Genomic DNA, 25,642 nt, shown 5'->3' on the forward strand with positions numbered 1-25,642 from the left:
AGACCCGGCGCCGAAAGGTGGGCGCTGCCTGCGCGCCCATGCCATGCCCACCTACACCGAGCGGCTGCGCGCCAGCGGCGGGTTTTTGGCAAAGTAGCGCGTGATGCCGCGCATCAGCGCATCGGCCAGCTGCTCCTGGTAGGCGCTTGAGCGCAGCTTGGCCTCTTCGCCGGGGTTGCTGATGAAGGCGGTTTCGACCAGCACGCTGGGAATATCGGGCGCCTTGAGCACGGCAAAGCCCGCTTGTTCCACGCGCGGCTTGTGCAGCTTGCCGACGTTGCCGATCTCGCCCAGCAGCACGCTGCCCAGCTTGAGGCTGTCGTTGATCTGCGCGGTGGTGCTCATGTCCAGCAGGGCGCGTTGCACATGCTGGTCTTTGGCGCGCACGTTGATGCCGCCGACCAGATCGGCCTGGTTTTCCTTGTTGGCCAGCCAGCGCGCTGCCGTGCTGGAGGCGCCGCCCTGGCTGAGCGCAAACACGCTGGCGCCGCGCGCGTCGGGGTTGGTGAAGGCATCGGCGTGGATGCTGACGAACAGGTCGGCCTGCACGCGCTGGGCTTTTTGCACGCGCGTGGCCAGGGGCACAAAGTAGTCGCCGTCGCGCGTGAGGTAGGCGCGCATGGGGTTGCCGCCAATGGTGGTGGCGTTGATGCGCGCGCGCAGCAGGTGGGCCACGCGCAGCACCACGTCTTTTTCGCGGGTGCCGCCGGGGCCGATGGCGCCGGGGTCTTCGCCGCCGTGGCCGGGGTCTAGGGCCACGATGATGAGGCGGTCAGTGCGGCTGGGCGTGGCGGCCTGGGCAGTGCCTGCCGCAGGCGGGCGCGCTGGGGCAGCGGGTGCGGGTGCTGGGGCGGTGGGCGCTGGCGCTGGTGTAGCCGGTGGCGGTGCTGCCGCCACGGTGGTGGGGGCGGGCGCCGGTGCGGGTGCCGGGGTGGTGCGCGCGATGCTGTCGGGCGGGAGCGGCGCGGTGTGCTGGGCAATCAGCGTTTCCAGCGCATCGTGCGCAGGCGTGCCAGGGGTGAGCGGTGGGATGGGCGCGGGCTTGTGGTCGCGCAGGCGCTCGGCGATCAGGGCCTCCAGCGGGTCTACCGGGGCGGCGGGGTACAAGTCCAGCACCAGCCGGTGCCCGTAGGCAGCAATCGGCGGCAGCGTGAACACCTGTGGCAGCGCTGCCTGTTTCAGGTCCAGCACCAGGCGCACCACGCCGGGCGTGTTCTGGCCGACGCGGATGCCCGCGATGTTGGGGTCGTCCGAGCGCACCTTGGCCACCAGCTCGCGCAGGGCGGGGTTGAGGTCGATGCCCTCGATGTCCACTGCCAGGCGCGGCGGCGTGGTGACAAAAAACTGCTTGGCCGAGAGCTTGGTGTCGGACTCGATGGTCACGCGCGAATACTCGGGCGCAGGCCAGACGCGCACGGCCAGGATGTTGGCGCCGCGCGCCAGTTGGGCTGCGCCCAGCAGCAGCACCAGCGTGCCGCCTTGCAGCAGGGTGCGCCGCGCGGCGCAGGGCACGGTGTGTGCGGCGCCCGGTGGGGGAGCGGCATGGCTCATGCGTTCATTCCTTGTAAAAGGCCGCAGCCCAAGGGGGTGTGTGCGTGCAGCACGGCACGGCGCTGGTGGTCGTCAATTGCTTCAATAGTAATAGCTATGTCCGCAGGCGGGATAAGCCCTACAGCCTTTTCAGGCCATTCGGCCAGCTTCAGGCCCGGGGCGGCAAAGATGTCGCGAAAGCCCGCGTCCTCCCACTCGCGCGGGTCATCGAAGCGGTAAAAATCAAAGTGCCAGATGGCCAGGCCCGGTGCCTCGTGCGGCTCCACCACAGCGTAGGTCGGGCTTTTGATGCGGCCTTGAACGCCCAGCGCGCGCAGCAGGTGGCGCACCAGCGTGGTTTTGCCCGCACCCAGGTCGCCGTGCAGGGTGATGAAAGCGTTGGCCAGCAGCGGCTGCGCGGCCAGCTGGCGGGCCAACGCGGCGGTGTCGTCTTCGTTGTGCCAAGTGCAGTGGCGCAGCTCCATGGGCGAGGGGCTTTCTACAATCGGGCGATGGTGGTGTGCAGCAGTCAACTCGTTCCTCAAATTCAGCAGTGGGCGCGCGAACTGGGATTTTCCCAAATCGGCGTGGCCGGGGTGGATTTGTCCGACGCCGAGCCCGGATTGGTGCAGTGGCTGGCCCAGGGGTTCCATGGCGATATGGCTTATATGGCCGCGCACGGTTTGAAGCGCGCGCGGCCCGCCGAGCTGGTGCCCGGCACCGTCAGCGTGATTACGGCGCGCATGGATTATTTGCCCCGCGCCACCCCGGACGGCTGGCAGGCGCTGGAGTTTGCGCGCTTGCACGATCCGGCGCAAGGCGCTGTCTCGCTCTATGCCCGGGGGCGTGACTACCACAAGGTGCTGCGTACGCGGCTGCAAAAGCTGGCCGAGCGCATTGCGCAGGCCGTGGGGCCGCTGGGCCACCGGGCGTTCACCGACTCGGCGCCGGTGCTGGAGGCCGAGCTGGCCAGCCGCAGCGGCCAGGGCTGGCGTGGCAAGCACACGCTGGTGCTCAACCGCGATGCGGGCTCGATGTTTTTTCTGGGCGAAATCTATATCGACCTGGCCCTGCCCGCCAGCGCGCCGGTGAGCGCGCACTGCGGCCAGTGCCGCGCCTGCCTGGACGTGTGCCCCACGCAAGCCATCGTGGCGCCCTACCGGCTGGATGCACGCCGTTGCATCTCTTACCTGACCATCGAGCATGCCGGGCCGATTCCGCTGGACTTGCGCCCGCTGCTGGGCAACCGCATTTACGGCTGTGACGATTGCCAGCTGGCCTGCCCCTGGAACAAGTTTGCCCAGACCAGCACCTTGCCCGACTTTGACGCGCGTGCCGGTTTGTCGGGCCAGCAACTGGTGCATTTGTTTGCCTGGGACGAGGCCACCTTTTTGCGCCTGACCGAAGGCGGCCCCATCCGCCGCATTGGCCACGAGCGCTGGCTGCGCAACGTGGCCGTGGCGCTGGGCAACGCGCTGCGCGCTGCGGGTGAGGCGGGCGCTGCGGGTGCGGACGCTGGCGCGCTGCGGGCCGCATTGCAGTCGCGCGCGCAGCACGACAGCGCCCTGGTGCGCGAACATGTGGCCTGGGCGCTGGCGCAAGCCCATTGAAGGTCAAAAGCGGCTCTAACCCAACAGGAGTGCGCGCAAGCAGCTATCAAAATAATAGTTATTCCTGCGCCGCTGAAGGCGCTGCTGCCACCCTTCAGCGCGCCAGCTGGGTCTGGATTTCGCGGGCGATGCCCTCCAGCGGCACGAAGCGGCCCACGGCACCGCGCTTGTGCGCCTCTTTGGGCATGCCATAGACCACGCAGCTTTTTTCGTCCTGGGCCAGCGTCTGGGCACCGGCCTTGCGCATCTCCAAGAGGCCCACGGCACCGTCGTCGCCCATGCCGGTCATGATGACGCCCAGGGCGTTGGCACCGGCGCATTTGGCCACCGAGCGAAACAGCACATCCACCGAGGGCCGGTGGCGGTTGACCAGCGGGCCATCGACCACCTCGACAAAATACTGCGCGCCGTTGCGCCGCAGCAGCATGTGTTTGCCACCCGGCGCAATCAGCGCGCGGCCCTGGATGACGCGGTCGTTGTTTTGCGCCTCTTTCACCTCGATCTGGCACAGGCCGTTCAAGCGGCTGGCAAAGGCGGCCGTGAACTGCTCGGGCATGTGCTGCACGATGACGATGCCGGGCGAGACGCGCGGCAGCGCCGTCAGCACCACCTCCAGCGCCTGCGTGCCGCCGGTGGAGGTGCCCAGCGCCACCACGCGCTCGGTGGTCTGGATCATGGCGTGGCGCGTGGGCTCGGCGGGCGCCAGGATGACGTCGGCGCTGTGCTTGCTGGTGACCTGCAACCGGCGCACATTGGCCTTGGCGGCGGCCTTGACGGCCGAGGTCAGGTCTTCGCTGGCATCGCTCAAGAATTGCTTGAGGCCGATTTTGGGCTTGGTGATGATGGCCACCGCCCCGGCGGCCAGCGCCGCCAGCGAAGTCTCGGTGCCCCGGTCGGTGAGCGTGGAGCAGATCACCACCGGGGTGGGGCGCTCGGCCATGATTTTTTTCAGGAAGGTGATGCCGTCCATGCGCGGCATCTCGATGTCGAGCACGATCACGTCGGGCCACTGCGTGGCCATGCGCGACATGGCCAAAATTGGGTCGGCCACGGCGGCCATGACCTCGATCTCGGGGTCTTGTGCCAGCAGCGCCGACACCACCTGGCGCACCACGGCGGAGTCGTCCACCACCAGTACCTGTATGCGTTTCATGGGGATTTTGATCGGTTGGTCCGGGAGAAAGCGGCCCCGGGGGGCGCCGCCTGCGGGGGCACTCAGGCCGTCGGGCGCACCTGGTGCGACCATACATCGCCAGTGCTGATGTCAAAGATGATTTGCCGGTGGCCAATGCCAAACAGGCTCTCGGAGACGATGGGAATGCCATGCGCTTGCAGCAAGGCGCGGGCGGCCTCGCCATTTCTGCGCCCGATGTGCATGGTGCTGGAGCGCGAATGCTTGGGAAACATGTTGCCGCCGCCAAAAATCTTGCCCTGGCATTGGCTGGGCTGCACGCCCGCCTGGGCCAGTTCGGCCAGCATCAGGGTCAGGGCTTCGTCGCCGTAGCGCGCGTCCAGAGGGCGCACGGCGGTGTCGATCAGGCCGTGCGTGGGCAGCAAAAAATGCGACATGGCGCCGATGCGCTTGCCCGGGTGCCACAGCGTCATCGAGACGCACGAGCCCAGCATGGTGCGAATCTGGTAGTCCGCATCGCCGACAAAGTATTCACCGGGCTGCAAGAAAATGTCGATCAGGTCGGGCAGTCGCACCATGTCACGGGTTTTTACGGTAAATCGATGGCGCCAGCGCTTGCACTGCCTGGGTGATGTCGCTCAGGCTCTCGGAGTGGCCAATCAGAAAGTGCCCGCCCGGCTTGAGGGTGGCAATCACCCGTTCCACCACTTCGCGCTTGGTGGCGTCGCTGAAATAAATCATCACGTTGCGCAAGAAAACGATGTCGAACGTGCCCAGTTGCGGCAAGGCGGCGTTCAGGTTGAGTTGGCGAAAATGCACCCGGCTGCGCAGCGCGTGGTCTATCAGCAAGGTGCCCTGGTACTCCTGCGTGCCGCGCAGGCAAAAGCGCTTGAGGTAAGACGCCGGGATGTTGCGGGCGCGCTCTGCGCTGTAGTGCGCGCGCTGGGCCCCGCGCAACACGCGCGTGCTGATGTCCGAGCCCATCACTTCCCAGGGGGTGTCGCTGCCCAGGCAGTCGGCCAGCACCATGGCGATGCTGTAGGCCTCTTCGCCGCTGGAGCTGGCCGCGCTCCAGACGCGGAACATGGCCGTGCGCCCGTGTGCGGCCAGTGCCTGCTGGCGCAGAAAATCAAAATGCTTGGGCTCGCGGAAGAAATAGGTTTCGTTGGTGGTGAGCAAATCCACCGCCGTTTGCAGTTCTGTGGGGTGCTCGCCACTGTGCAGCAGCCGGAAGTATTCGCCATAGCTTTCCAGCTGATGCTGGTGCAGGCGCTTGGCCAGGCGCCCGCTGACCAAAGCCTTTTTGGACGATGGCAGCGTGATGCCCGCCGCATCAAAAATAAAGCGCTGAAAGAGGGCGAATTCCGGATCCGACAGGGGCTGGGTCATGTCTATGGCGGTTCGTGGCGGGGCGCCGCTGCTCAGGCCGCCGCCGCTCCGGGCAGCTGTGCCTGGCTGGCGACCTGACCGGCAGCGCCCAGCTCATCCACCGACAGCACCTGGCTGACGTTGAGCAGGATCACGAAATTGCCGTTGACCTTGCCCATGCCCTCGATGAAGTCGGTGCGGATTTTGGAGCCGAAGGCGGGCGCCGGTTCGATGTCGCTGCGCGGTATCTCCAGCACCGCGTTCACCGCATCGACCACCACCCCCATGTCCTGGCACTCATCGCCCACCTTCACCTCGACGATGACGATGCAGGTTTTTTTGGTCACTTCGCCGGATTTTTTGCCAAAGCGCACGGCCAGGTCCAGCACCGGCAAGACCGCGCCGCGCAGGTTGATCACGCCACGGATGCACTCGGGCATCATCGGCACTTCGGTCAGGCCGCTGTACTCGATGATTTCTTTGATGCACAGAATGCCAATGGCAAACGGCTCGCCGTTGAGCATGAACGTGAGGTACTGCGTCTGCTCTTGCAGACGGGCGGAGTGTTCCGCCAGCGCCACTGACTTGGCCGTGGCCGGGACGACTTGGTTCATGGCGGGTTCTTTCAGAATTTGGTGAACTTGGACTCGTCAATGTCCGTGTCACTGCCGTCCAGGGCTGCCGACGAACCCAGGCCCATTGATTCCATGAACGCCTTGGGTGTGCCACCACTGGAGGCTTTGCGCGCAGCGGGCTTGTAGGACTGCTGTGCGGCCTTGCGGGCGTTGCTGTTGGCCGATGGCTTGTGGCCGCTGGTTCCTGCCCCGTGGCCAGCGCCGTCAATCTTGAAGAACGCCATGGTCTGCTGCAGCTGCTCGACCTGGCTGCTCATTTCTTCGGCGGTGGCGGCCAGTTCTTCGGAACTGGAGGCATTTTGCTGTGTGGTCTGGCTCAGCTGGCTGATGGCCGAGTTGATCTGACCGGCGCCCGAGGACTGCTCTTCCGAGGCGGCGGTGATTTCCTGCACCAGGTCAGATGTCTTTTTGATGCTGGGCACGATCTCGTCGAGCAGCTTGCCAGCTTTTTCGGCCAGATCGACGCTCGAGCCTGCAACCTCGCCGATCTCCTGCGCCGCCACCTGGCTGCGTTCGGCCAGCTTGCGCACCTCGGCGGCCACCACGGCAAAGCCCTTGCCATGCTCGCCCGCGCGCGCTGCCTCGATGGCCGCGTTCAGGGCCAGCAGGTTGGTCTGGTAGGCAATGTCGTCAATGATGCCGATCTTCTTGGCAATCTGCTTCATTGCTGCCACCGTGGCCGCCACCGACTCGCCGCCCTCGGTGGCCTGCTTGGCCGCCTGGCTGGCCATGCCGTCGGTGATCTTGGCGTTTTCGGTGTTTTGCGAGATGGAGGACGTCATCTGCTCGATGGACGCGCTGGTCTCTTCCACGCTGGCTGCTTGCTCGCTGGAGGCCTGCGACAGCGATTGCGCTGTGGCGCTGACTTGCTCGGAGGCGCTGGAGAGGGCTTCGGCGGCCACCAGCACCTCGGTGATCACGCTGGCCATTTTGCTGACGGCGTTGTTGACCATGGTGCTGAGTTCGCGCAGATCGCCTTGGTAGTTGCCGTTGACGTCGAGCGTCAGGTCACCGCGTGCCACAGCGCCCATGACGGTGCGCACTTCGTTGACGGGAATGACGACCGATTCAAGGGTGGCGTTGATGCCTTGGATGACCTTGCGGAAGTCCCCGTGGTGCTTGGCTGCATCGGCGCGCACCGAGAGCTTGCCCTCCACCGTGGCTTGCGAGAGCAGGTTGGCATCGGCCACCAGGGCCGTGACGGCCTGGATCACATCGCGCAGGCTCTTGGCCAGTACATCGTTGTCCGAGCGCACCTTGACCGAGACCGACAAGTCACCCTTCGAGATGGACTGCGCCGCTGCCGATTGCTGGTTGGTCGCCTCAATGCAGGCATTGAGGTTGTTCTTCAGCGTGTTGAAGTCGCCGTTGTAGGAGTCGGTGATCTGCTTGGGGATATCGCCAATGGCAATCAGCTCGACGTACTTGGCGGCCACGTTGAGCGGGCCAATGACCGCGTCCAGCGTGTCGTTGACACCCTGCACGATTTTGCGGAAATCGCCCTGGTGCTTGGCGGCGTCGGCACGGGTGGCCAGCTTGCCCTCGACGGCAGCCTTGGACAGCATGCTGGCGTCTGCCACCAGTGCATTGACGGCGTCGATGCAGGTGTTGAGGTTGTTCTTCAGCGTGTTGAAATCGCCGTTGTAGGTGTCGGTGATTTTGGCGGGAATGGCGCCGCGCGAGATGTCGTCCACGTACTTGGCGGCCACGTTGAGCGGGCCAATGACCGCGTCCAGCGTGTCGTTGACGCCCTGCACGATCTTGCGGAAATCGCCCTGGTGCTTGGCAGCATCGGCGCGGGTGGCCAGCTTGCCTTCGACGGCAGCCTTGGACAGCACGCCCGCGTCCGAGATCATGGCTTGCACCGCCGATTGCATGGAGCGCAGCGACTGGGCCAGTTTGCCGATTTCGTCGTTCTGGTTCAGCGCCAGCGTATTGCCGAAATTACCGGCGGCCATTTCATTGGCGTGCTCCATGAGCTGGTGAGTGGGGGCTGTGATGCTGCGGGTGATCAGCCAGCCCAGTGCGGCACTCAGCGCCGCGGCCAACACCGTCAGTACCAGCAGCAGGCGTTCTGCGTCACTAGCCAGCTCTTCTGCTGCCTTGCCCCGTGCCTGGATCAAGGCAGTTTGGCCTTCTACCAGGGCCTGGACGGCACCGATGTAGCTGGCTTGGCTCTTGCGCAGGGTGCCAGACAACATGCTGGCTGCTTCTTCGCGTTGGCCTGCCTTGATCAGGTTGATGTACTGCCCCATGTCCTGCACGTAGTTCACACGGACATCCTTGACCTTTTGCAGGCTGGCTTTGCCGACATCGGTGGTGATCATTTGCTCCAGTTTGGCAATGCCTTCGGAGATGATGCGGCTTTGTTCTGGCAGACGATCCAGTTCTTTCTGGATTTCAGCCTCCTTGAAAATGTAGAGGTTGCGCAACACCCGCGCATTCACATTGATGGCATCCACAACGTCGTTGGCCACTACCGTTTTGGGGAAATCCTGCTGCACCAGCGACCGGATGTCGCCGTTGATCTGGTTGATCCGGGACATGCCAATGCCGGCCACAATGATCAGCAAGACCAGCGTGGCGCAGAAGCCGATGGCCAGCCGGACTCCAATCTTCATGTTCTTGAACATATTGATCTCTTTCTAAAAAATTGGTTGAACAGCGTCTTGCCAGGGTCACTGAAATGGTTCAGGCCAATGCCAGGGTTTCGCCCGTTTTGTTGCCTGCAAAGCCTTGGGCCGCCTGTTGTATCAAGGCGGGTACGTCCAGAATCAGGGCGACTTCGCCGCTGCCCAGAATGGTGGAGCCACTGATGCACTTGGCTTGGTTGAACAGCTTGCCCAAGGGTTTGATCACGGTCTGGAACTCGCCCAGCAGCGTGTCCACCACCAGCCCGGCTTTTTGCCCGGCGTGCTTGAGCACCACAATGTTTTCGCGCCGCTTGAGCGGCTGCGTGATGCCGAACAGCTCGCGCAGCCGGATGAAGGGCAGCACCTCGCCGCGCAGGTTGGTGTAGTTGTGACCGGGTTCGGCAGAAAAAGCCACGCATTCCTCGATCATGTCCAGCGGAATGGCAAACACCGAGGTATCGACTTCGACCAGAAAGCCATCAATGATGGCCAGCGTCAGCGGCAGGCGCACGGTGACGGTGGTGCCCTTGCCCTCGGTGCTGTTGATGCTGACGCTGCCGCGCAGCGCCGTAATGTTGCGCTTGACCACGTCCAGCCCCACGCCCCGGCCCGACAGGTTGGAGACTTTCTCTGCAGTGGAAAAACCCGGCTCGAAGATCAGCCCATACACCTCGCTGTCGCTCAGGTGGTGCCCTGGCTCGACCAGGCCGCGCTCGATGGCCTTGGCCAGGATGCGGTCGCGTTTGAGACCGCCGCCGTCGTCTTCCACCGTGATGACGATACTGCCCGAGTCATGGAAGGCATTGAGCTTGAGCAGGCCCTTGGCGGGCTTGCCCCGCTCGGCACGCACTGCGGCGGACTCGATGCCGTGGTCCAGCGAGTTGCGCACCAGGTGCATCAGCGGGTCGCCAATTTTTTCGACCACCGTTTTGTCCAGCTCGGTGTCCTCGCCGTTGATGACCAGGGCAATGTCCTTGCCCAGGTCGCGTGACATGTCGTGCACCACGCGCTGAAAGCGGCCAAAGGTGGCGCCAATCTTGACCATGCGCAGTTGCAGGGCACTGTCGCGCACTTCTTCCACCAGCCCGGAGAGTTTGGAAGTGTGCTCCTGCAAGTCGGCCATGTTGGCGCGCCGGGCGATCAGGTTGACGCCTGCGCCGACGATGATCAGCTCGCCCACCAGGTTGATGAGCTGGTCGAGCTTGTCGGCATCGATGCGCACCGAGCGGCTTTCCTGCGCGTGCAGCTCCTTGACCTGCGTTTGCTTTTTGATGGCGGCATCCACCACTTCGGGGTGGACGGCGCGCTGCTCGACCAGCACGGTGCCGATCAGGGGTGTCGGCGTGGTTTTTTCCTGAATGTTCAGGGCCTCGTCCAGCTCTTTCTGGGTCAGGGCGCCGCAGCGCACCATCATTTCGCCAATGCGCACCGAGACTTCGTGCTGCTCTTGCTGGATGTGTTGTATGTAGTCGCTGGTGCGGCTGTGGGGCGGCAGGATGCGCACTTCGCAGTCGTCGTGGACAAACTCGAAAGCGTTTTCGATGGCGGCCTTGGTGGCACTGCTTTCCAGCTCTATTTCGTAGCCGAGGTAACAGGCCTCGGGGTCCATGTCCTGGGGCTCGGGCAGTTTCTCGGACAGCACCAGCACCTCTTCAATGCGCCCGAGGGTGCCCAGGAAGCGGATGAACGACAGCGGATCCATGCCGTTGCGCAGCACTTCGGGGCCAAAACGCAGTGAAATGTGCCAGTGGTCTTGTGCCGCACCGCTGCCAGGCATGCGCTGGGTGGCGTCTGCGGGTGCCGCCGCTGCACTGGCCGATAGCCCCGAAGGCACTGCCGCTTGTCCCAGGTGTGCGCGCAGTTGCTCCAGCAGCGGCTCGCCTTGCGCGGTCAGCGCAGGGTTTTCGGCGGTGTCGCCAGCGGCAATGGCGTCAATCAGGGTGCCAATGTGGTCGCCGCATGACAGCAGCAAGGCGATGAGGCTGTCGCTGATGCCAATACGGCCATCGCGCACCCGGTCCAGCACGCTTTCGGTGACGTGGGTAAAGGCCACCACATGGTCGAGGCTGAACAGTCCGGAAGAGCCCTTGATGGTGTGCGCCGTGCGAAAGATGGCGTTGATCAGCTCTGTTTTTTCTTCTGCCTGCTCCAGGGCCAGCAGCGCGTTCTCCATGTCTTGCAGCAGCTCGCGGCTTTCGACAATGAAGGTTTGCAGGGCTTCGTCAAGGTTCATGGAACACCTTTGGGGACAGAGGGCGGTGCTCAGGCACGGGCGGCGCCCAAGGGCTGGGGAATCACCAGGTCGTCCCCAAAATAGGCGGCGAGGTGGAGCAAGTCAAACACCTCCAGCACCGCCGCGCTGTGGCCCACCAGCCGCAGCTGGCCTTGCTGCTTTTGCGCGGTGCGTTTGGCCAGCATCAGCAGTTGCACGCCAGCGGTGTCCAGTTCGGTCACGGCCGACAAATTGACCTCCAGCGTGGTGTGGGGCTGCAAGGGCTCCAGCAGCGCCCGCTTGAGCTCCTCGGCCCGGTAAATGGTTATTTCACCTTCGATGCGCAAGGGGGCATCGGACGCGGCAGGGGTGGTCATGGGCGTAACGGCAGATCAATCAAGGCAGGCACAGCTTTTGCACAGCGCCCAGCATTTGCTCGGGCTTGAAGGGCTTGACCACCCAGGCTTTGGCGCCTGCGGCCTGGCCTTCGCGCTTTTTGGATTCATCGGACTCGGTGGTCAGCATGATGATCGGCGTGAACCGGTAGCTGGGCATTTGCTTGACGTTCTTGACGAAGGTGATGCCGTCCATGACGGGCATGTTCACGTCACTGATGATCAGGTGTACCTTTTGGCCCGTGAGTTTGCCAATGGCGTCCTTGCCGTCCTGGGCTTCGATTACCTCGTAGCCAGCACGGCGCAAGGCAATGCCAACCACCATGCGGATAGAGGCTGAATCGTCCACCACCATGATTGTTTTAGCCATCTGCCGTCCTAAAAGAAAGTAATGCCATCGTCCGCTTCGGGCGCTGGGCGGGTGGGGGGTGGGGCGGTGCCTTGGTGGCTGGGCGCCTTGGCCACCGCGAGCGGTGTTTTTCTGTCGTGGGCCAAGTGCTGGTCTTTCATGACATACGACTTGCGCATTTCGGCCAGAAAACCCTCTGCATCCAATGGCTCCAGGTGGCCTGTGGCAAGGCACTCCTGCTCGTGCTTTTCAAAGTACGCCGGGATGTGGGTGATGTTGCTTTCCACCTGGGTCAGTATTTGGCTGACCCGGTCTTGGAACTGCAAGTTCAGCAAGACATCGCCAATATCGGCGTGAATGGCCATGCTTTCGTTTTTCAGCAAGTCGGTGGACGTTTGCAACCCGGAGGTGATGCTCCTGAAGTTGTCCATCACGCTGACGATGCGCTCTTGCGAGGTGCGCAGCGAGTCGTCTTCCTGGCGCACGGACGCCTGGGCGGCGCTGCAGGTGCTGGTGATGGCCTCGCTGATGACGGCCACCATCTGGGCGATGCGCCGACCGGTTTCACCGGACTGCTGCGACAGCATGCGAAATTCTTTGGCCACCACCGCAAAGCCCCGGCCATGCTCGCCCGAGCGTGCGGCCTCAATGGCGGCATTGAGCGCCAGCAGATTGGTTTGCGAGGCAATTTTGGCCACATCGGTGGCCATGTCTTCGAGTTGTTTGGTGAACTGGTTGAGCGACTCCACCTTGTCCAGCATGGCAGCCATGCTGGTCATGGCCGCTGTTTGCGAGGAGAGCACCTGGGTCAGCTCATCCTGGCTGCGCTGGAACACCGACACCAGGTCTTGCCCCTCGGTAGAGGCCGTGGCCTGGCCCGCCGTATCGACGGTATGTTCCAGGCGTTGCACTATCTCGCTGAAGCGTTCGGTCAATGCCGTGATGCCGCTTTCCATCTGTTGGCGCGAGTTGCCAATGTGGCCGACCCAGACGGGGGTGACTTTTTCGCCAAATTGCCTTTGCCCTGCCAGAAACTCTTCGAGGTGGGAGTGCAGGTTGCGGTTTTTTCGCAGGGTGGCACGCCAGCCCGAAAAGGCCCCCAATGCCACCAGCACGGTGGCCAGCGTGGCCGATGTGGCGGTGACGCCGCCAGCCACAAGCACAGCCACGCTGCCCAGGGCACCCACGCCTGTGGGTGACCAAAAGGTGACACTGTTCCAGTCGGAGCTGTTCAAAGCGTTGGCTCCTGTGCGGACGGGCCAGGCCCATGGGGGGAAAACAGGGGTGTATTCATGGGGGCATAAAAGCCATGCGCATGGCGTGAATATCAGGGGGAAAGCAGCTTCTGTAACGTTTGGAATCGTATCAGTTTCGCCATGGGTTTCCAGGCCCTGGGGACGGGCGGCACAAAGCGCATGTGGGGCTGGGTCTGGCCGCCCGGGCGCTTGGCACCGTGGCGGGTATTGCAGCGGTTAATGATTTGGAATAAAAAGTGCCTTGAAGGCAATGACGGTGGGCGCAATTAGCTATTAAAAAAATAGCAAAATCAGCGCAGCACACCCAGCGCCAATGTCAGGCTGGCCATGCCCAGCAGCGTTGACAGCGTGACCAGGCCCGCTACATACGGGCCGTTGTAGCCCATGCGTGCGGCCAGCACGTAGCAACTCGAGGCGGTGGGCAAGGCCGAGAATGCCAGCAGCACCGTGGTTTGCACGGCCTCCAGACCCAGCAGCCGTGCCATGGCCCAGGCCACCAGCGGTTGCAACAGATGGCGAATGCCCAGCACCGATGCCGACAGCAGCTTGCTGCGCGTGAGCAGCCCGAACTGCATGCCTGCACCCGCTGCCATCAGCCCCAGCGCCAGAGAGGCGGCACTGATGCGGCCAATGGTGGGCTCTGCCCAGGCCGGAATCCGAAAACCCAGCAAGTTGGCCACCAGCCCTGTGGCCGTGGCCAGAATCAGCGGGTTGCGCAGCAGCTCACGGGCAAAGCTGTGCTGGCCCTGGCGTGCCATGGGCCAGACAGCGGCCACGTTGAACAGCGGCACACAGACGCCAATCAGCACCGCAATCAGCAGCAGGCCCTGGCTGCCTGCCAGGCGCTCGGCCAGCGCCAGGCCAATGAAGGAGTTGAAGCGGAATGCCACCTGGGCGCTGGCCGCATGGTCGCGCGCGTCGATATGCCGACCCAGCCAGGGCAGGTGGGGCAGGGCATAGGCCAGCGCGATACCGCACACCCCCGACGCCAGCCCGGCCACCATCAGGCCGGAGGCCATGCCCAGGTCGATGGGGCTTTTGACGATGGACTGGAACAGCAGCACCGGGAAAAGCAGGTAATACACCAGGCTCTCGACGGGTTGCCAGACGGAGCGGTTGAGTGCTGTGTAGCGGCAGATCAGGTAGCCGCACAGAATCAGGGAGAAATCCGGAAAAAGAAGTTGGGCGTAATTCACGGGTGCAGGATGCAGAGCGGTGTTGGCGGGGCAGCACCAGTGGGTGGTTCATGTTTTTAGGGGGCAGTGGCCGCGTTCAGGGTTTGTCCTGAGCTTGCAGCACCCCAAAAGGATCGGTCTGGCGCAGGTCTGCACGTAGTATCGACGGCGGTTTCTTGTTACTTTTTCAGGAGTGTTTGCCCATGTACCGTCGAAGCTTGATTGGCCTGGCCGTGGCATTGTCTGCGGGAGCCGTATTGGCACAGAGCTATCCCAACAAGCCCGTGCGCCTGGTGGTGCCGTTTGCACCCGGGGGCACTACCGACATCATTGCGCGCGTGATGGCCGATCCGCTGTCGCGGGCGCTGGGCCAGCCGGTGGTGGTGGAGAACAAGTCTGGCGGTGGCGGCATCGTCGGTGCGGCTGAAACGGCCAAAGCCACGCCCGATGGCTACGCACTGGGCATTGCCACCGTCTCTACCACGGCGGCCAATCCAGCCATCAACACCAAAACTCCCTACAACCCGCTGACCGACTTCACGCCCATCATCAACATTGCCGCCACGCCCAACATCATTGCGGTACACCCCAGTTTTGCGGCCAAGGACTACGCCAGCTTTCTCAGCGCCGTGAAAAAGGCGCCGGGCCAGTATTCGTTTGCCTCGTCAGGCACGGGCGGCATTGCGCACCTGCAAATGGAGCTGTACAAAAACCTCAGCGGCACCTTCATCACCCACATTCCCTACCGGGGTTCGGGGCCTGCGCTCAACGATACGGTGGCCGGGCAAGTGCCCATCATTTTTGACAACCTGCCCTCTGCGCTGGCTTTCATCAAGGAAAACCGCCTGGTGCCCATCGTGGTGGCTGCACCAGAGCGCATTGCCGCACTGCCCCAGGTGCCCACCTTCAAAGAGGTGGGGCTGGAGCCCGTGAACCGCATGGCTTACTACGGCATTGTGGGCCCCAAGGGTTTGCCCAAAGAGGTGGTAGACAAGATCAACGCTGCGGTACGCAAGTCGCTGGAAGACCCCGCCGTGCGCAAGCGCATCGAAGACACCGGCGCTTTTGTTGTGGCCAATACGCCCGAGCAATTCGGTGCCCAGATCAAAGCCGAGTTCGAGACTTACAAGCGCGTGGTGGAGCAGCAAAAGCTGCGCCTGGATTGAGCCAGCCCACAGCCTGGCCACCAGAGTGCGAGCTTGATGTGCGTCAACGTGAGAGGGACATGCCTGCCTATAGTGGGTGCAGGCACAACCTCCTCGTTGGTGCTCTGGCTTCTGGCACTGCGGCCCTGACGGGGTATTCATCGTAAGAAAAGGCAGACCATGATTCGTGAAGTTGAAGGCGATATTTTGTTGACCCGCGCCCAGGTCATTGCCCACGGCATTGCGCCGCAGGATCACTTTGACAGCGGGTTGGCGCTGGCTTTGCGTGAGCGTTGGCCCTCGCTGGTGCGCGATTACCGCCATGCCACCCAGTCACGCGCTGCCAGCCCTGGCGACATCTGGGTGTGGGCGGGTGTGGATGCCGATGGAGCCACGCGCCGCATTGTCAACCTGCTGACGCAAAACATGCGTGGCGAAGGCCCGGCGGCCAAGCCCGATAAAGCCACCCTGGAAAACGTGGGACATACCCTGAAGGCGTTGGCGCAGTATGTGCAAAAAGAAGGCATCAACAGCCTGGCGTTGCCCCGTTTGGCCACGGGCGTTGGGGGACTGGAATGGGCTGGCGTGAAACCGCTGATCCATCAGTACCTGGGTGGATTAGGCACTGCGGTGCTGGTCTATGAGGTGTACCGCGCTGGCGTGCAGGCCGACGAGCAGTTGGGTTGATCGCACAGGAGCACTGCCCCTGGTTTTTTGAAAATAGGCCCGTCAAGGGCCTGTTTGCCGTTGGGCGCAGACTTGTGCAGCGGTGGGGTTCACGCTGCACACAAAAGGTTCAGACACTGCCGAGGTCTTCAGCCCAGGTCAGTGCCTGCAAATGGGCCCAGTTGACTTGGCGGTTGGACAGGTGCAGGTCTTCGGCATAGCGTGCAAAGGCTGCGTCATCGCCTGCTTCACAGGCTTTGGCTAAGGCCAGAAACGGGGCGAAGGGGCCGGTGTTGTGCAGCAGCGCATCGACCACGGGCTGCGGCAGTGCAACGGATTCCATGGCCTTTTCCATGGAGACACCCAGCATGGTGTCGAGCAGCGAGAAAACGCCCACGACAAAAGCGTTGTCGCATTCTTCGGGGGGCATCAGTTCGGCAGCCAGCAGCTCCATCAGCCTGCCGCGCACCACGGCGGTGGTGCCCACGACAGGGGGCGAACCACCGGCGCGCGAGGTGGTCAACAGCAAGGCGGCCCAGCGGAACAGCTTTTTCAGGCCCAGGATCATGACCGCATGGCGAAACGAGGTGATCTCGCACGACAGGCCGAACCCCGAAGAGTTGATAAAGCGCAGCAGGTTGAAAGACAGCGTAGGGTCTTTTTTGAGCAGGTCTTCGATCTCTGCCGTGCTGGCCTGTTTGCGCACCAGGTTGATGAGCTGCACGACCGTCGCTTGCGATGGCCGGATGGTGTGTGCTTGCACCAGCGCAGGTTTGGCAAACCAATACCCCTGAAAGAGTCTGACGCCCAGATCCGCCATGAGCTGGTGCTGTTCGGCAGATTCGACTTTTTCTGCGATCAGCTGTGCGTTGGTGTGTGCGCGCGAGAACTTCACCAGCGATTCGGCCGTTTCGGGAGCGAAGGTCATCATGTCCAGCTTGATGAACGCCGCCAGCGGTAGCCACGAAACGTACTGGCGGCGCAGGATTTGCTCGCTGAACGCCAGGCGAAAGCCCTGCTTGCGCAAGCCCTCCAGCGTCGGGATGCGCCCTTCAATATCTTGCAGCGTGGCCGATTCAGGCAGGGTGGGTACTTCCAGCACCACTTTTTCGGGGTGGATGAGTTCAAGGTGGCCGCCCGAGAGGCTCTCGTGCGTGCAGTTGATGAAGACCAGCTTTTCGCCTACCAGCGACTCGGTGCCTGCGTAAGACAGCGCGTTGAACAACAGTGCTGCATCGCTGGCGGCGCTGTGTGCGTCAGATGCCGTGGAGCGGTCGAACAGTTCGTACCCAAAGACGGCCTGGTGTGAGTCCACGATCGCCTGGCGGGCAATCATGGCCAGATTGTCGGCCTCTGCGGGCCGTGTAGCCAGGAGGGTATCGGGGACTGCTTGCTCGGGTGTACTGGACATGGGGGCTACGAAATGGTTTGCCGTTGATTCTAGGAGCGATGGCGTGATCGTGCCCGTTCGCAGTCATTCACCGAAATGGTCGGCCCAAGCCAGGGCTTGCAGGTGGGCGCCGTTGATTTGCTGGCTGGTCAGTTGCAGGGTGCTGGCTGCGCGGTCAAAGGCAGCATCGTCATTGGACTCGCACGCCCTTGCCAGGGTCAGCAGGTGCCCCAGAACGCCCTCGCCACGCAGCAATGCGGCTTCCGCGCTGGGAGGCACGCTCAACAGGCCCAGTGCGGTTTCCATGGGCATGCCCAGCATGGCGTCGAGCATGGAGAAAATGCCCACCACAAATGCCTGGTCAGCTTCTTCCTGGCCCATGGACTCCAGCGCCAGCAGCTCCATGAGGCGGCCACGCACCACCGCGGTTTGTCCTACGGACGATGGCGTGCCGCTGGTGCGCGACGTGGTCAGCAGCAAGGCTGCCCAGCGAAACAGCTTTTTCAGACCCATGAGCATGACGGCCTGGCGGAACGAGGTGATTTCGCGGGCCAGGCCAAAGCCCGAGGAATTGATCAGCCGCATCAGGTTGAAGGCCAGGCCCGCATCCTTTTTGAGCACTTCCTCAATGTCTTCAGTGCTGGCCTGGTTGCGCACCAGGGTGATCAGCTCCAGGATGCTGGTTTGTGCTGGCGTAATCAGTTTGGCCTGCACCAGCGCCGGGCGTGCAAACCAGTAGCCCTGAAAGAGCTGCACCCCGTGGCTGGAGACCATGTCGTACTGCTGCGCAGTTTCGACTTTCTCGGCAATCAGGTCAGCGCGCGAGTTCCGGTTGGCGTAGCTGATCAGAACCGCCAGTTGGTCGGGGGCCAGCAGCGATAGGTCCAGCTTGATGTAGTCGGCCAGCGGCAGCCAGGCGGCATAGGCCGATTGCAGCACCGTGTGGTTGAACGCCAGGTGAAAGCCCCGCGCGCGCAGCGCCGCCAGTGTGGGCATGCGGGTGGCCACTTCTTCAGCGGCGACATGGCCCAGGGGCGGAATCTCCAGCACGACCTTGTCGGGGTCTACCAGCTCCAGGTGTCCGCCCACCAGGCTTTCGTGGGTGCAGTTGACGAAGATGAGTTTTTTGCCCACCAGTTCATCGGTGCCCGCGTGCGAGAGGGCGGTAAATACCAGCGCCACGTCGGTGGCAGCGGTGTGGGTGGGGCCTGAGCGCGAGCGGTTGAACAACTCATAGCCGACAACGGCGTGCTGCGCATTCACGATGGCCTGACGGGCAATCATGGCCACATTGGTCTGCGGGGTGGCGGGAGACCCGGTAGCGGTGGTGCTCGACATGGGATGGGCTTTTCGGTAGAGGCTGCAATCTGCGTTGCTGGGCATTTTAGGAAGAATTGGGCGGGTATCAGCCCTGGAGCAGCCATTGCAATTCGGCTTCTGTGAACCCGGCCTGGCGGCGTGCGGTTTCATTGAACGGCGGTTTCAAGCGCGGTGCTTCGTAGCGTTGTACCAGAGTTGTGTAGTGGGACTCGGGATGCAGTCCCTCGCGCTCGCACAGCCAGCGGTACCAGTGGTTGCCGATGGCCACATGGCCTACCTCTTCGTGCAGGATGGTGTCCAGAATGCCAACGGCGGCCAGCGCGTCGGGGGTGCCCACCTGGCGCAGCTTGCGCTGGATCAGCGGCGTGGCGTCCAGTCCGCGCGCCTCCATGGTGCGCGGCACCAGCGCCATGCGCGCCACGATGTCGTGCTGCGTTTTCTCGCACATCGTCCACAGGCCCTGGTGCGCCGGAAAATCGCCGTAGTCGTGGCCCATGGTGCGCAGGTGCGCGCGCAGCAGGCCAAAGTGCTGGGCCTCTTCGGCGGCCACCTGCAGCCAGTCCAGGTAGTAATCGCGCGGCATGCCGCCAAAACGCCAGATGGCGTCCAGCGCCAGGTTGATGGCGTTGAACTCGATGTGGGCAATGGCGTGGATGAGCACCGCCCGCCCCGCGTGCGTGGCCGGCGAGCGCCGCGCGACCTCGGTGTGGCGCAGCAGCAGCGGGCGCGCCGGGTGCCCTGGCAGGGGCGGGCTGTCTGGGGGGGATGCGGGGGTATTTTCTGCTATTGAAAGAGTAGCTGCTTGCGCATACGTAGCAAGCGTTGCAGCCGCTTTTTCATCAGGGTCGGTCAGGTGCAAGACCTGCAAGGCACGGTGGCGAAGTTCCATCCCTACAATTGTAGGAAAGCCTGTGGCGTCCCGGCGCCGCATCCCATCCGCTCCTTGCCCACTTTCTTCTGCCAAACAGGACTTTCACATGGCCATTTATGCAATTGACGGCGTCGCCCCCCACATCGCAGCCACCGCTTGGGTGGCCGACAGCGCCCAGGTCATGGGCCAGGTGGAACTGGGCGAGGGCGCCAGCGTGTGGTTTGGCGCCGTGGTGCGCGGTGATACCGACCGCATCACCATCGGCGCGGGCTCCAACATCCAGGATGCCAGCGTGCTGCATGCCGATGCGGGCCAGCCCTTGCTGGTGGGCGAGCGCGTTACTGTGGGGCACCAGGTGGTGCTGCATGGCTGCACGATTGGCGATGAATCGCTGATCGGCATTGGTGCCGTGGTGCTCAACGGCGCCAAAATCGGCAAAAACTGCCTGGTCGGCGCGGGCGCCCTGGTCACTGAGGGCAAAGAGTTTCCCGACGGCTCCATGATCCTGGGCAGCCCGGCCAAAGCGGTGCGCCAGCTCACCCCCGCGCAAATCGAGGGCCTGCGCCAAAGCGCCCGGCATTACACCGACAATGCGCGTCGTTTTCGCGACGGCCTGCAAAAAATCGGCTGAGCGTGTTTTTTACCCTCTGAGGAATCCCCTGCGTGTCTGAACTCCACAAGTTTTTGTTTGACGGCCAGCCTGTGCGCGGCGCCATCGTGCGCCTGACCGATGCCTGGACTGAAATGCTGCGCCGCCGCCAGGCCAACACCACCACGGGCGCTTACCCCGTGCCGGTCAGCGAGCTGCTGGGCGAGATGGCAGCCGCTGGCGTGCTGATGCAGTCGGGCATCAAATTCAATGGTGCGCTGGTATTGCAGATTTTTGGCGATGGCCCGGTCAAGCTGGCCGTGGCCGAGGTGAAGTCCGACCTGTCGGTTCGTGCCACGGCCACGCTCAAGGGCGATGTGGCGCCGGGGGCTGCGCTGAGTGCGCTGGTCAATGTGGGCGGCGGTGGCCGCTGCGCCATCACCCTGGACCCCGAAGACAAGTTTCCGGGGCAGCAGCCCTACCAGGGCGTGGTGCCGCTGGTTGATGCCCAAGGGCGCAAGCTCGATCGCCTGAGCGATGTGCTGTCGCACTACATGTTGCAGTCCGAGCAGCTCGACGCCACGCTGGTGCTGGCCGCCAACGACCAGGTGGCCGCAGGCTTGCTGGTGCAGCGCATGCCGCTCAAGGGCCAGGCCAATATCGCTGCGGGCAGCGCCCACCGCGAGGACGAAGACCAGATCGGCCAGAACGAAGACTACAACCGCATCGCCCACCTGGCCGCCACCCTGACGCGCGATGAACTGCTGACGCTGGATGTGGACACCATCCTGCACCGCCTGTTCTGGGAAGAAAAACTGCTGCGTTTTGAGCCACAGCAAGGCGAGCAAGGCCCGCGTTTTGCCTGCTCGTGCAGCCGCGAGCGCGTCAGCCGGATGCTCCAAAGCCTGGGCCAGGACGAGGTCGAGAGCGTGTTGGCCGAGCAAGGCCAGATTGAAGTGGGCTGTGAATACTGCGGTCAGCAATACCACTTTGATGCTGTGGATGCGGCGCAGATTTTTGCCGGGCCTGCCGTCAGCCCGCCAGCCCCTGCCAGCGTGCAATAAGGCCGCAGCCCGCCCACAGCGGCGGGTGGTGCTTTAGCGCGGGGTGTACTGCACGAACACTTCACCCTGCTTGACCATGCCCAGCTCGCTGCGGGCTTTTTCCTCGACCATGTCCAGCCCCTCTTTCAGGTCGTGCACCTCAGAGGACAGGCGTGCGTTGGCCTCTTGGGCCTGGACATTGGCGGCCTCATGGGCCGCCAGTTTCTGGCGCATCTCACGCACATGGGGCACGCTGCCGCGCCCTTGCCAGAGCTGGCTTTGCAGCAGTGCCAGCAAAGCCAGCAACACCACGGGAACGAGGCGGTTGACCATGGTGTGTGCTCAGGTGGTTGCGCTGCGAAAAACCTGCCTGCTTAGCGCAGGTTGTAGAACGCGCGGCGGCCGGGGTAGTAAGCGACTTCGCCCAGGTCTTCTTCGATGCGCAGCAGCTGGTTGTACTTGGCCATGCGGTCGGAGCGGCTCAAGGATCCGGTCTTGATCTGGCCAGCGTTCGTGCCCACGGCGATGTCGGCAATGGTGCTGTCTTCGGTTTCGCCCGAGCGGTGGCTGATCACGGCGGTGTAGCCTGCGCGCTTGGCCATCTCGATGGCAGCGAACGTTTCCGTCAGTGTGCCGATCTGGTTGATCTTGATGAGGATGGAGTTGGAAATGCCCTTCTCGATACCTTCTTGCAAGATTTTGGTGTTGGTGACGAACAGGTCGTCGCCCACCAGCTGCACGTTTTTGCCCAGGCGCTCGGTGATGTGCTTCCAGCCGTCCCAGTCGCCTTCGTGCATGGCGTCTTCGATGCTGATGATGGGGTACTTGTCGCACCAGGTGGCCAGCATGTCCGTCCATTGCTGGGCGGTGAGCTTGAGGCCGCCTTCGCCTTCGAGCACGTAGTGGCCGTCTTTGTAGAACTCGCTGGCGGCGCAGTCCAGGCCCAGGGCGATTTGTTCGCCGGCGGTGTAGCCAGCAGCGTCAATGGCTTGCAGGATGAGCTGGATGGCCGCTTCGTGGTTCTCGACGCTGGGGGCAAAGCCGCCCTCGTCGCCCACGGCGGTGCTCATGCCCTTGTCGTGGATGATTTTCTTCAGGGCGTGGAACACTTCGGCACCCCAGCGCACGGCTTCGCGGAACGACGGTGCGCCCACGGGGATGATCATGAACTCTTGAATGTCCAGCGAGTTGTTGGCGTGCGCGCCGCCGTTGATGACGTTCATCATCGGCACGGGCATTTGCACCGCGCCCATGCCGCCAAAGTAGCGGTACAGCGGCAGGCCAGCTTCTTCGGCGGCAGCGCGGGCCACGGCCATGGACACAGCCAGGATGGCGTTGGCGCCCAGGCGGCCTTTGTTCTCGGTGCCGTCCAGGTCGAGCAGGATTTTGTCCAGGAAGGCTTGCTCGGAGGCGTCCAGGCCCAGCACGGCTTCAGAGATTTCGGTGTTGATGTGCTCCACGGCCTTGAGCACGCCCTTGCCCAGGTAGCGGCTCTTGTCGCCGTCGCGCAGCTCGATGGCTTCGCGCGAGCCGGTGGAGGCGCCCGAGGGCACGGCAGCACGGCCCATCACGCCCGATTCGAGCAGCACGTCGCATTCGACGGTGGGGTTGCCGCGGCTGTCCAACACTTCACGGCCTACGATGTCAACAATGGCACTCATGGTCTTCCTTTGAGGGGTTTTGAATCAAATCGGGCTGCAAGGCTTACGGGGTAAGCGCGAGCAGCTATGCTTTTTGTAGTAATTGCGGGTCAGGCCCAGGCGGCCAGGCGGTCTTCCAGAAAGCCGTGCTGTTTGGTCACGGTGTCCAGCGCCACCAGGGTTTCAAGCAGGGCTTTCATGTGCTGCAACGGCACCGAGTTGGGGCCGTCGCTCATCGCCTGGGCTGGATTCGGGTGGGTTTCCATGAACAGGCCGGCCACACCCACGGCCACGGCGGCGCGCGCCAGCACCGGCACCATCTCACGCTGGCCGCCGCTGCTGGTGCCTTGGCCGCCGGGCAGCTGCACGCTGTGCGTGGCGTCAAACACCACCGGGGCGGCGCTCTCGCGCAGGATGGCCAGGCTGCGCATGTCGGACACCAGGTTGTTGTAGCCAAAGCTGGCGCCGCGCTCGCAGGCCATGAAATTGTCTTCGGGCAGGCCCGCCTCGCGCGCGGCGGCGCGGGCCTTGTCGATGACGTTCTTCATGTCGTGGGGCGCCAGGAACTGGCCCTTTTTGATGTTCACCGGCTTGCCCGACTGCGCGACAGCACGGATGAAGTCGGTCTGGCGGCACAGGAAGGCGGGCGTTTGCAGCACGTCCACCACCTGGGCGGCTTCGCGGATGTCGTCTTCGGTGTGGACGTCGGTGAGCACCGGCACCTGCAATTCGCGTTTGACCTTGGCCAGAATTTCCAGCCCGCGCTCGCGCCCGGGACCGCGAAAACTGGCGCCCGAGCTGCGGTTGGCTTTGTCAAAGCTGCTTTTGAAGATGAACGGAATGCCCAGGCTGGCGGTGATTTCCTTCAGTTGCCCGGCCACGTCCATTTGCAGCTGCTCGGACTCGATCACGCAGGGGCCTGCGATCAGGAAGAAGCGCTGATCCAGCCCGACATCAAAGCCGCACAGTTTCATACGCTGGCCTCGGCGTGGGTCGCTTCTGCGGCAGCAGGGGTTGCGCTGGCGGCCTTTTGCGCCTGCTGGTGCGCAATCGCTGCCTTGATGAAGGCGTTGAACAGCGGGTGGCCTGCCCATGGCGTCGATTTGAACTCGGGGTGGAACTGCACGCCCACGTACCACGGGTGTACGTTTTGGGGCAGCTCGACGATTTCGGTCAGGTGCTCGCGCTGCGTCAGCGCCGAAATCACCAGCCCAGCCTGGCGCAATTGATCGAGGTAGTTGACGTTGGCTTCGTAGCGGTGGCGGTGGCGCTCGGTGACTACGTCGCCGTAGATGCTGTGCGCCAGCGTGCCTTTGGCCACGTCCGAGCTTTGCGCGCCCAGGCGCATGGTGCCGCCCAGGTCGGAGTTGGCATCGCGCGTCTGGATGCTGCCGTCGGCGTCTTTCCACTCGTTGATCAGGGCAATGACCGGGTGCGGGGTGGCTGGGTCGAACTCGGTGCTGTTGGCGCCGGTCAGGCCCGCCACGTGGCGGGCGTATTCGATGGTGGCCACCTGCATGCCCAGGCAGATGCCCAGGTAAGGCACCTGGTGCTCACGGGCATATTGGGCGGTGCAGATTTTGCCTTCCACACCGCGCTGGCCAAAGCCGCCAGGCACCAGGATGGCGTCGTACTGGCCCAGGCTGGCCACGCCCTCGGGGGTGATGGTTTCGGAGTCGATGTGGTCGATCTTGACGCGCACATGGCTTTGCATGCCCGCGTGGCGCAGCGCCTCGTTGACCGACTTGTAGCTGTCGGACAAATCCACGTATTTGCCCACCATGGCCACCCGCACCTGGCCCTGCGGGTGCTCGGTTTCATGCACCAGTGCATCCCAGCGCTTGAGGCTGGTGGGCGGGGTGTTCAGGCGCAGCTTGTCGCAGATCAGGCCGTCCAGGCCCTGCTCGTGCAGCATGCGCGGCACTTTGTAGATGGTGTCCACGTCCCACATGCTGATCACGCCCCACTCGGGCACGTTGGTGAACAGCGAGATTTTTTCGCGCTCTTCGGCGGGCACCTTGCGTTCGGCGCGGCACAGCAGTGCATCGGGCTGGATGCCGATCTTGCGCAGCTCCTGCACCGTGTGCTGGGTGGGTTTGGTCTTGAGCTCGCCCGCCGTGGCAATCCAGGGCAGGTAGGTCAGGTGGACGAAGGCGGCGTTGTTGGGGCCCAGCTTCAGGCTCAACTGGCGCACGGCCTCCAGAAACGGCAGCGATTCGATGTCGCCCACGGTGCCGCCGATTTCGCAGATGGCCACGTCCACCGCATCGGGGGTGCCGATGCCAGCGCCACGCTGGATGTATTCCTGGATTTCGTTGGTAACGTGCGGAATCACCTGCACCGTTTTGCCGAGGTAGTCGCCGCGGCGCTCTTTTTCAAGCACCGACTGGTAAATCTTGCCGGTGGTGAAGTTGTTGGACTTCTTCATGCGCGTTTCAATGAAACGCTCGTAGTGGCCCAGGTCAAGGTCGGTTTCGGCACCGTCGTCGGTGACAAAAACCTCGCCGTGCTGGAATGGCGACATGGTGCCCGGGTCCACGTTGATGTACGGGTCGAGCTTGATGAGGGTGACTTTGAGGCCCCGCGATTCGAGGATCGCGGCAAGGGAGGCTGAGGCGATTCCCTTGCCCAGGGAAGACACCACACCGCCGGTGACGAAGACAAATTTGGTCATGTCATGTGT

Annotated in this window: 24 protein-coding genes; 5 read left to right on the top strand and 19 right to left on the bottom strand. The window is 63.4% G+C overall.

Features of this window, described 5'->3' with window-relative positions:
• Positions 1–51 precede the first annotated feature (51 nt).
• Both EV674_RS01520 and tsaE read right to left on the bottom strand, forming a co-directional pair.
• Positions 52–1,551 carry an N-acetylmuramoyl-L-alanine amidase gene (locus EV674_RS01520; RefSeq protein WP_119011780.1) on the bottom strand — a complete coding sequence of 500 codons (1,500 nt, stop codon included), beginning with the start codon at positions 1,549–1,551 and terminating at the stop codon, positions 52–54.
• Positions 1,548–2,063: a tRNA (adenosine(37)-N6)-threonylcarbamoyltransferase complex ATPase subunit type 1 TsaE gene (gene tsaE, locus EV674_RS01525; protein WP_374761653.1), complete on the bottom strand. Its 516-nt coding sequence runs from the start codon at positions 2,061–2,063 to the stop codon at positions 1,548–1,550. The genes EV674_RS01520 and tsaE overlap by 4 nt, the downstream gene beginning before the upstream one ends.
• Here tsaE and queG point away from each other — a divergent pair.
• Positions 2,043–3,140, top strand: a complete 1,098-nt coding sequence (gene queG, locus EV674_RS01530) for a tRNA epoxyqueuosine(34) reductase QueG (protein ID WP_119011782.1) — start codon at positions 2,043–2,045, stop codon at positions 3,138–3,140. The two genes, tsaE and queG, sit on opposite strands and share 21 nt — an antisense overlap.
• Before the next feature lie 94 nt (positions 3,141–3,234).
• Here queG and EV674_RS01535 read toward each other — a convergent pair whose 3' ends face one another.
• From EV674_RS01535 to EV674_RS01580, 10 genes are all read right to left on the bottom strand, one after another.
• Positions 3,235–4,293, bottom strand: coding sequence for a protein-glutamate methylesterase/protein-glutamine glutaminase (locus tag EV674_RS01535; RefSeq protein WP_119011783.1), 1,059 nt, complete (start codon positions 4,291–4,293; stop codon positions 3,235–3,237).
• A 62-nt stretch (positions 4,294–4,355) separates the two neighbouring features.
• Positions 4,356–4,850, bottom strand: a complete 495-nt coding sequence (locus EV674_RS01540; RefSeq protein ID WP_193552653.1) for a chemotaxis protein CheD — start codon at positions 4,848–4,850, stop codon at positions 4,356–4,358.
• Position 4,851: 1 nt separating this feature from the next.
• Positions 4,852–5,661 carry a CheR family methyltransferase gene (locus tag EV674_RS01545; protein ID WP_119011784.1) on the bottom strand — a complete coding sequence of 270 codons (810 nt, stop codon included), beginning with the start codon at positions 5,659–5,661 and terminating at the stop codon, positions 4,852–4,854.
• Positions 5,662–5,693: 32 nt separating this feature from the next.
• Complete coding sequence (locus EV674_RS01550; RefSeq protein WP_119011785.1) at positions 5,694–6,254, bottom strand: chemotaxis protein CheW; 561 nt, start codon at positions 6,252–6,254, stop codon at positions 5,694–5,696.
• A gap of 11 nt (positions 6,255–6,265) precedes the next feature.
• Complete coding sequence (locus EV674_RS18060) at positions 6,266–8,908, bottom strand: methyl-accepting chemotaxis protein (protein ID WP_206613223.1); 2,643 nt, start codon at positions 8,906–8,908, stop codon at positions 6,266–6,268.
• A 58-nt stretch (positions 8,909–8,966) separates the two neighbouring features.
• Positions 8,967–11,141 (bottom strand): chemotaxis protein CheA, encoded by a 2,175-nt coding sequence (locus tag EV674_RS01560; protein ID WP_119011786.1) that lies wholly within the window; start codon positions 11,139–11,141, stop codon positions 8,967–8,969.
• 29 nt (positions 11,142–11,170) lie between these two features.
• Positions 11,171–11,497, bottom strand: a complete 327-nt coding sequence (locus EV674_RS01565; protein ID WP_119011787.1) for an STAS domain-containing protein — start codon at positions 11,495–11,497, stop codon at positions 11,171–11,173.
• Between the two features lie 19 nt (positions 11,498–11,516).
• Entirely contained in the window at positions 11,517–11,885 is a 369-nt protein-coding gene (locus EV674_RS01570) for a response regulator (protein WP_119011788.1), read from the bottom strand.
• A gap of 8 nt (positions 11,886–11,893) precedes the next feature.
• The gene (locus EV674_RS01575; protein WP_132750338.1) at positions 11,894–13,099 is read right to left on the bottom strand and encodes a methyl-accepting chemotaxis protein; all 1,206 of its coding nucleotides are present in this window, start codon (positions 13,097–13,099) and stop codon (positions 11,894–11,896) included.
• A 311-nt stretch (positions 13,100–13,410) separates the two neighbouring features.
• Positions 13,411–14,316 (bottom strand): AEC family transporter, encoded by a 906-nt coding sequence (locus tag EV674_RS01580; RefSeq protein ID WP_119011790.1) that lies wholly within the window; start codon positions 14,314–14,316, stop codon positions 13,411–13,413.
• A gap of 182 nt (positions 14,317–14,498) precedes the next feature.
• Between EV674_RS01580 and EV674_RS01585 the strand changes: the two genes are divergently transcribed.
• The gene (locus tag EV674_RS01585) at positions 14,499–15,461 is read left to right on the top strand and encodes a tripartite tricarboxylate transporter substrate binding protein BugE (protein ID WP_119011791.1); all 963 of its coding nucleotides are present in this window, start codon (positions 14,499–14,501) and stop codon (positions 15,459–15,461) included.
• 159 nt (positions 15,462–15,620) lie between these two features.
• Positions 15,621–16,127: a macro domain-containing protein gene (locus EV674_RS01590; RefSeq protein WP_119011792.1), complete on the top strand. Its 507-nt coding sequence runs from the start codon at positions 15,621–15,623 to the stop codon at positions 16,125–16,127.
• 109 nt (positions 16,128–16,236) lie between these two features.
• Here EV674_RS01590 and EV674_RS01595 read toward each other — a convergent pair whose 3' ends face one another.
• The 3 genes from EV674_RS01595 to EV674_RS01605 all read right to left on the bottom strand — a co-directional run bounded on the left by EV674_RS01595 (position 16,237) and on the right by EV674_RS01605 (position 19,705).
• Complete coding sequence (locus tag EV674_RS01595; protein WP_119011793.1) at positions 16,237–17,517, bottom strand: EAL and HDOD domain-containing protein; 1,281 nt, start codon at positions 17,515–17,517, stop codon at positions 16,237–16,239.
• Between the two features lie 63 nt (positions 17,518–17,580).
• On the bottom strand, positions 17,581–18,834 hold the full coding sequence (locus EV674_RS01600; RefSeq protein ID WP_119011903.1) for an EAL and HDOD domain-containing protein: 1,254 nt from the start codon (positions 18,832–18,834) through the stop codon (positions 17,581–17,583).
• A 67-nt stretch (positions 18,835–18,901) separates the two neighbouring features.
• Positions 18,902–19,705 (bottom strand): ferritin-like domain-containing protein, encoded by an 804-nt coding sequence (locus EV674_RS01605; protein WP_119011794.1) that lies wholly within the window; start codon positions 19,703–19,705, stop codon positions 18,902–18,904.
• 88 nt (positions 19,706–19,793) lie between these two features.
• Here EV674_RS01605 and EV674_RS01610 point away from each other — a divergent pair, with 88 nt between their 5' ends.
• Together EV674_RS01610 and hslO are read left to right on the top strand one after the other, a co-directional pair.
• The gene (locus EV674_RS01610; RefSeq protein WP_119011795.1) at positions 19,794–20,318 is read left to right on the top strand and encodes a gamma carbonic anhydrase family protein; all 525 of its coding nucleotides are present in this window, start codon (positions 19,794–19,796) and stop codon (positions 20,316–20,318) included.
• A 32-nt stretch (positions 20,319–20,350) separates the two neighbouring features.
• Positions 20,351–21,340 (top strand): Hsp33 family molecular chaperone HslO, encoded by a 990-nt coding sequence (hslO, locus tag EV674_RS01615; protein WP_119011796.1) that lies wholly within the window; start codon positions 20,351–20,353, stop codon positions 21,338–21,340.
• A gap of 33 nt (positions 21,341–21,373) precedes the next feature.
• Here hslO and EV674_RS01620 read toward each other — a convergent pair whose 3' ends face one another.
• From EV674_RS01620 to EV674_RS01635, 4 genes are all read right to left on the bottom strand, one after another.
• Entirely contained in the window at positions 21,374–21,652 is a 279-nt protein-coding gene (locus EV674_RS01620) for an FtsB family cell division protein (RefSeq protein WP_119011797.1), read from the bottom strand.
• Between the two features lie 41 nt (positions 21,653–21,693).
• Entirely contained in the window at positions 21,694–22,980 is a 1,287-nt protein-coding gene (gene eno, locus EV674_RS01625) for a phosphopyruvate hydratase (RefSeq protein WP_119011798.1), read from the bottom strand.
• An 89-nt stretch (positions 22,981–23,069) separates the two neighbouring features.
• Positions 23,070–23,933, bottom strand: coding sequence for a 3-deoxy-8-phosphooctulonate synthase (gene kdsA / locus EV674_RS01630; RefSeq protein WP_119011799.1), 864 nt, complete (start codon positions 23,931–23,933; stop codon positions 23,070–23,072).
• On the bottom strand, positions 23,930–25,633 hold the full coding sequence (locus EV674_RS01635; protein ID WP_119011800.1) for a CTP synthase: 1,704 nt from the start codon (positions 25,631–25,633) through the stop codon (positions 23,930–23,932). Before EV674_RS01635 ends, kdsA begins: the two co-directional genes overlap by 4 nt.
• Positions 25,634–25,642: the final 9 nt, after the last annotated feature.

The sequence above is a fragment of the Simplicispira metamorpha genome, assembly GCF_004341365.1.
GTDB classification, from domain to species: domain Bacteria; phylum Pseudomonadota; class Gammaproteobacteria; order Burkholderiales; family Burkholderiaceae_C; genus Simplicispira; species Simplicispira metamorpha.

Bases quoted from the DNA above. Each gene is read 5' to 3' on its own strand.
- EV674_RS01520 (WP_119011780.1), bottom strand. From the start codon at position 1,551: ATGAGCCATGCCGCTCCCCCACCGGGCGCCGCACACACCGTGCCCTGC.
- EV674_RS01545 (WP_119011784.1), bottom strand. From the start codon at position 5,661: ATGACCCAGCCCCTGTCGGATCCGGAATTCGCCCTCTTTCAGCGCTTT.
- EV674_RS18060 (WP_206613223.1), bottom strand. From the start codon at position 8,908: ATGTTCAAGAACATGAAGATTGGAGTCCGGCTGGCCATCGGCTTCTGC.
- EV674_RS01590 (WP_119011792.1), top strand. From the start codon at position 15,621: ATGATTCGTGAAGTTGAAGGCGATATTTTGTTGACCCGCGCCCAGGTC.
- EV674_RS01600 (WP_119011903.1), bottom strand. From the start codon at position 18,834: ATGTCGAGCACCACCGCTACCGGGTCTCCCGCCACCCCGCAGACCAAT.
- EV674_RS01540 (WP_193552653.1), bottom strand. From the start codon at position 4,850: ATGGTGCGACTGCCCGACCTGATCGACATTTTCTTGCAGCCCGGTGAA.
- EV674_RS01605 (WP_119011794.1), bottom strand. From the start codon at position 19,705: ATGGAACTTCGCCACCGTGCCTTGCAGGTCTTGCACCTGACCGACCCT.
- EV674_RS01610 (WP_119011795.1), top strand. From the start codon at position 19,794: ATGGCCATTTATGCAATTGACGGCGTCGCCCCCCACATCGCAGCCACC.
- eno (WP_119011798.1), bottom strand. From the start codon at position 22,980: ATGAGTGCCATTGTTGACATCGTAGGCCGTGAAGTGTTGGACAGCCGC.
- EV674_RS01620 (WP_119011797.1), bottom strand. From the start codon at position 21,652: ATGGTCAACCGCCTCGTTCCCGTGGTGTTGCTGGCTTTGCTGGCACTG.
- EV674_RS01560 (WP_119011786.1), bottom strand. From the start codon at position 11,141: ATGAACCTTGACGAAGCCCTGCAAACCTTCATTGTCGAAAGCCGCGAG.
- EV674_RS01585 (WP_119011791.1), top strand. From the start codon at position 14,499: ATGTACCGTCGAAGCTTGATTGGCCTGGCCGTGGCATTGTCTGCGGGA.
- EV674_RS01635 (WP_119011800.1), bottom strand. From the start codon at position 25,633: ATGACCAAATTTGTCTTCGTCACCGGCGGTGTGGTGTCTTCCCTGGGC.
- EV674_RS01595 (WP_119011793.1), bottom strand. From the start codon at position 17,517: ATGTCCAGTACACCCGAGCAAGCAGTCCCCGATACCCTCCTGGCTACA.
- kdsA (WP_119011799.1), bottom strand. From the start codon at position 23,933: ATGAAACTGTGCGGCTTTGATGTCGGGCTGGATCAGCGCTTCTTCCTG.
- EV674_RS01550 (WP_119011785.1), bottom strand. From the start codon at position 6,254: ATGAACCAAGTCGTCCCGGCCACGGCCAAGTCAGTGGCGCTGGCGGAA.
- queG (WP_119011782.1), top strand. From the start codon at position 2,043: ATGGTGGTGTGCAGCAGTCAACTCGTTCCTCAAATTCAGCAGTGGGCG.
- EV674_RS01565 (WP_119011787.1), bottom strand. From the start codon at position 11,497: ATGACCACCCCTGCCGCGTCCGATGCCCCCTTGCGCATCGAAGGTGAA.
- EV674_RS01535 (WP_119011783.1), bottom strand. From the start codon at position 4,293: ATGAAACGCATACAGGTACTGGTGGTGGACGACTCCGCCGTGGTGCGC.
- EV674_RS01570 (WP_119011788.1), bottom strand. From the start codon at position 11,885: ATGGCTAAAACAATCATGGTGGTGGACGATTCAGCCTCTATCCGCATG.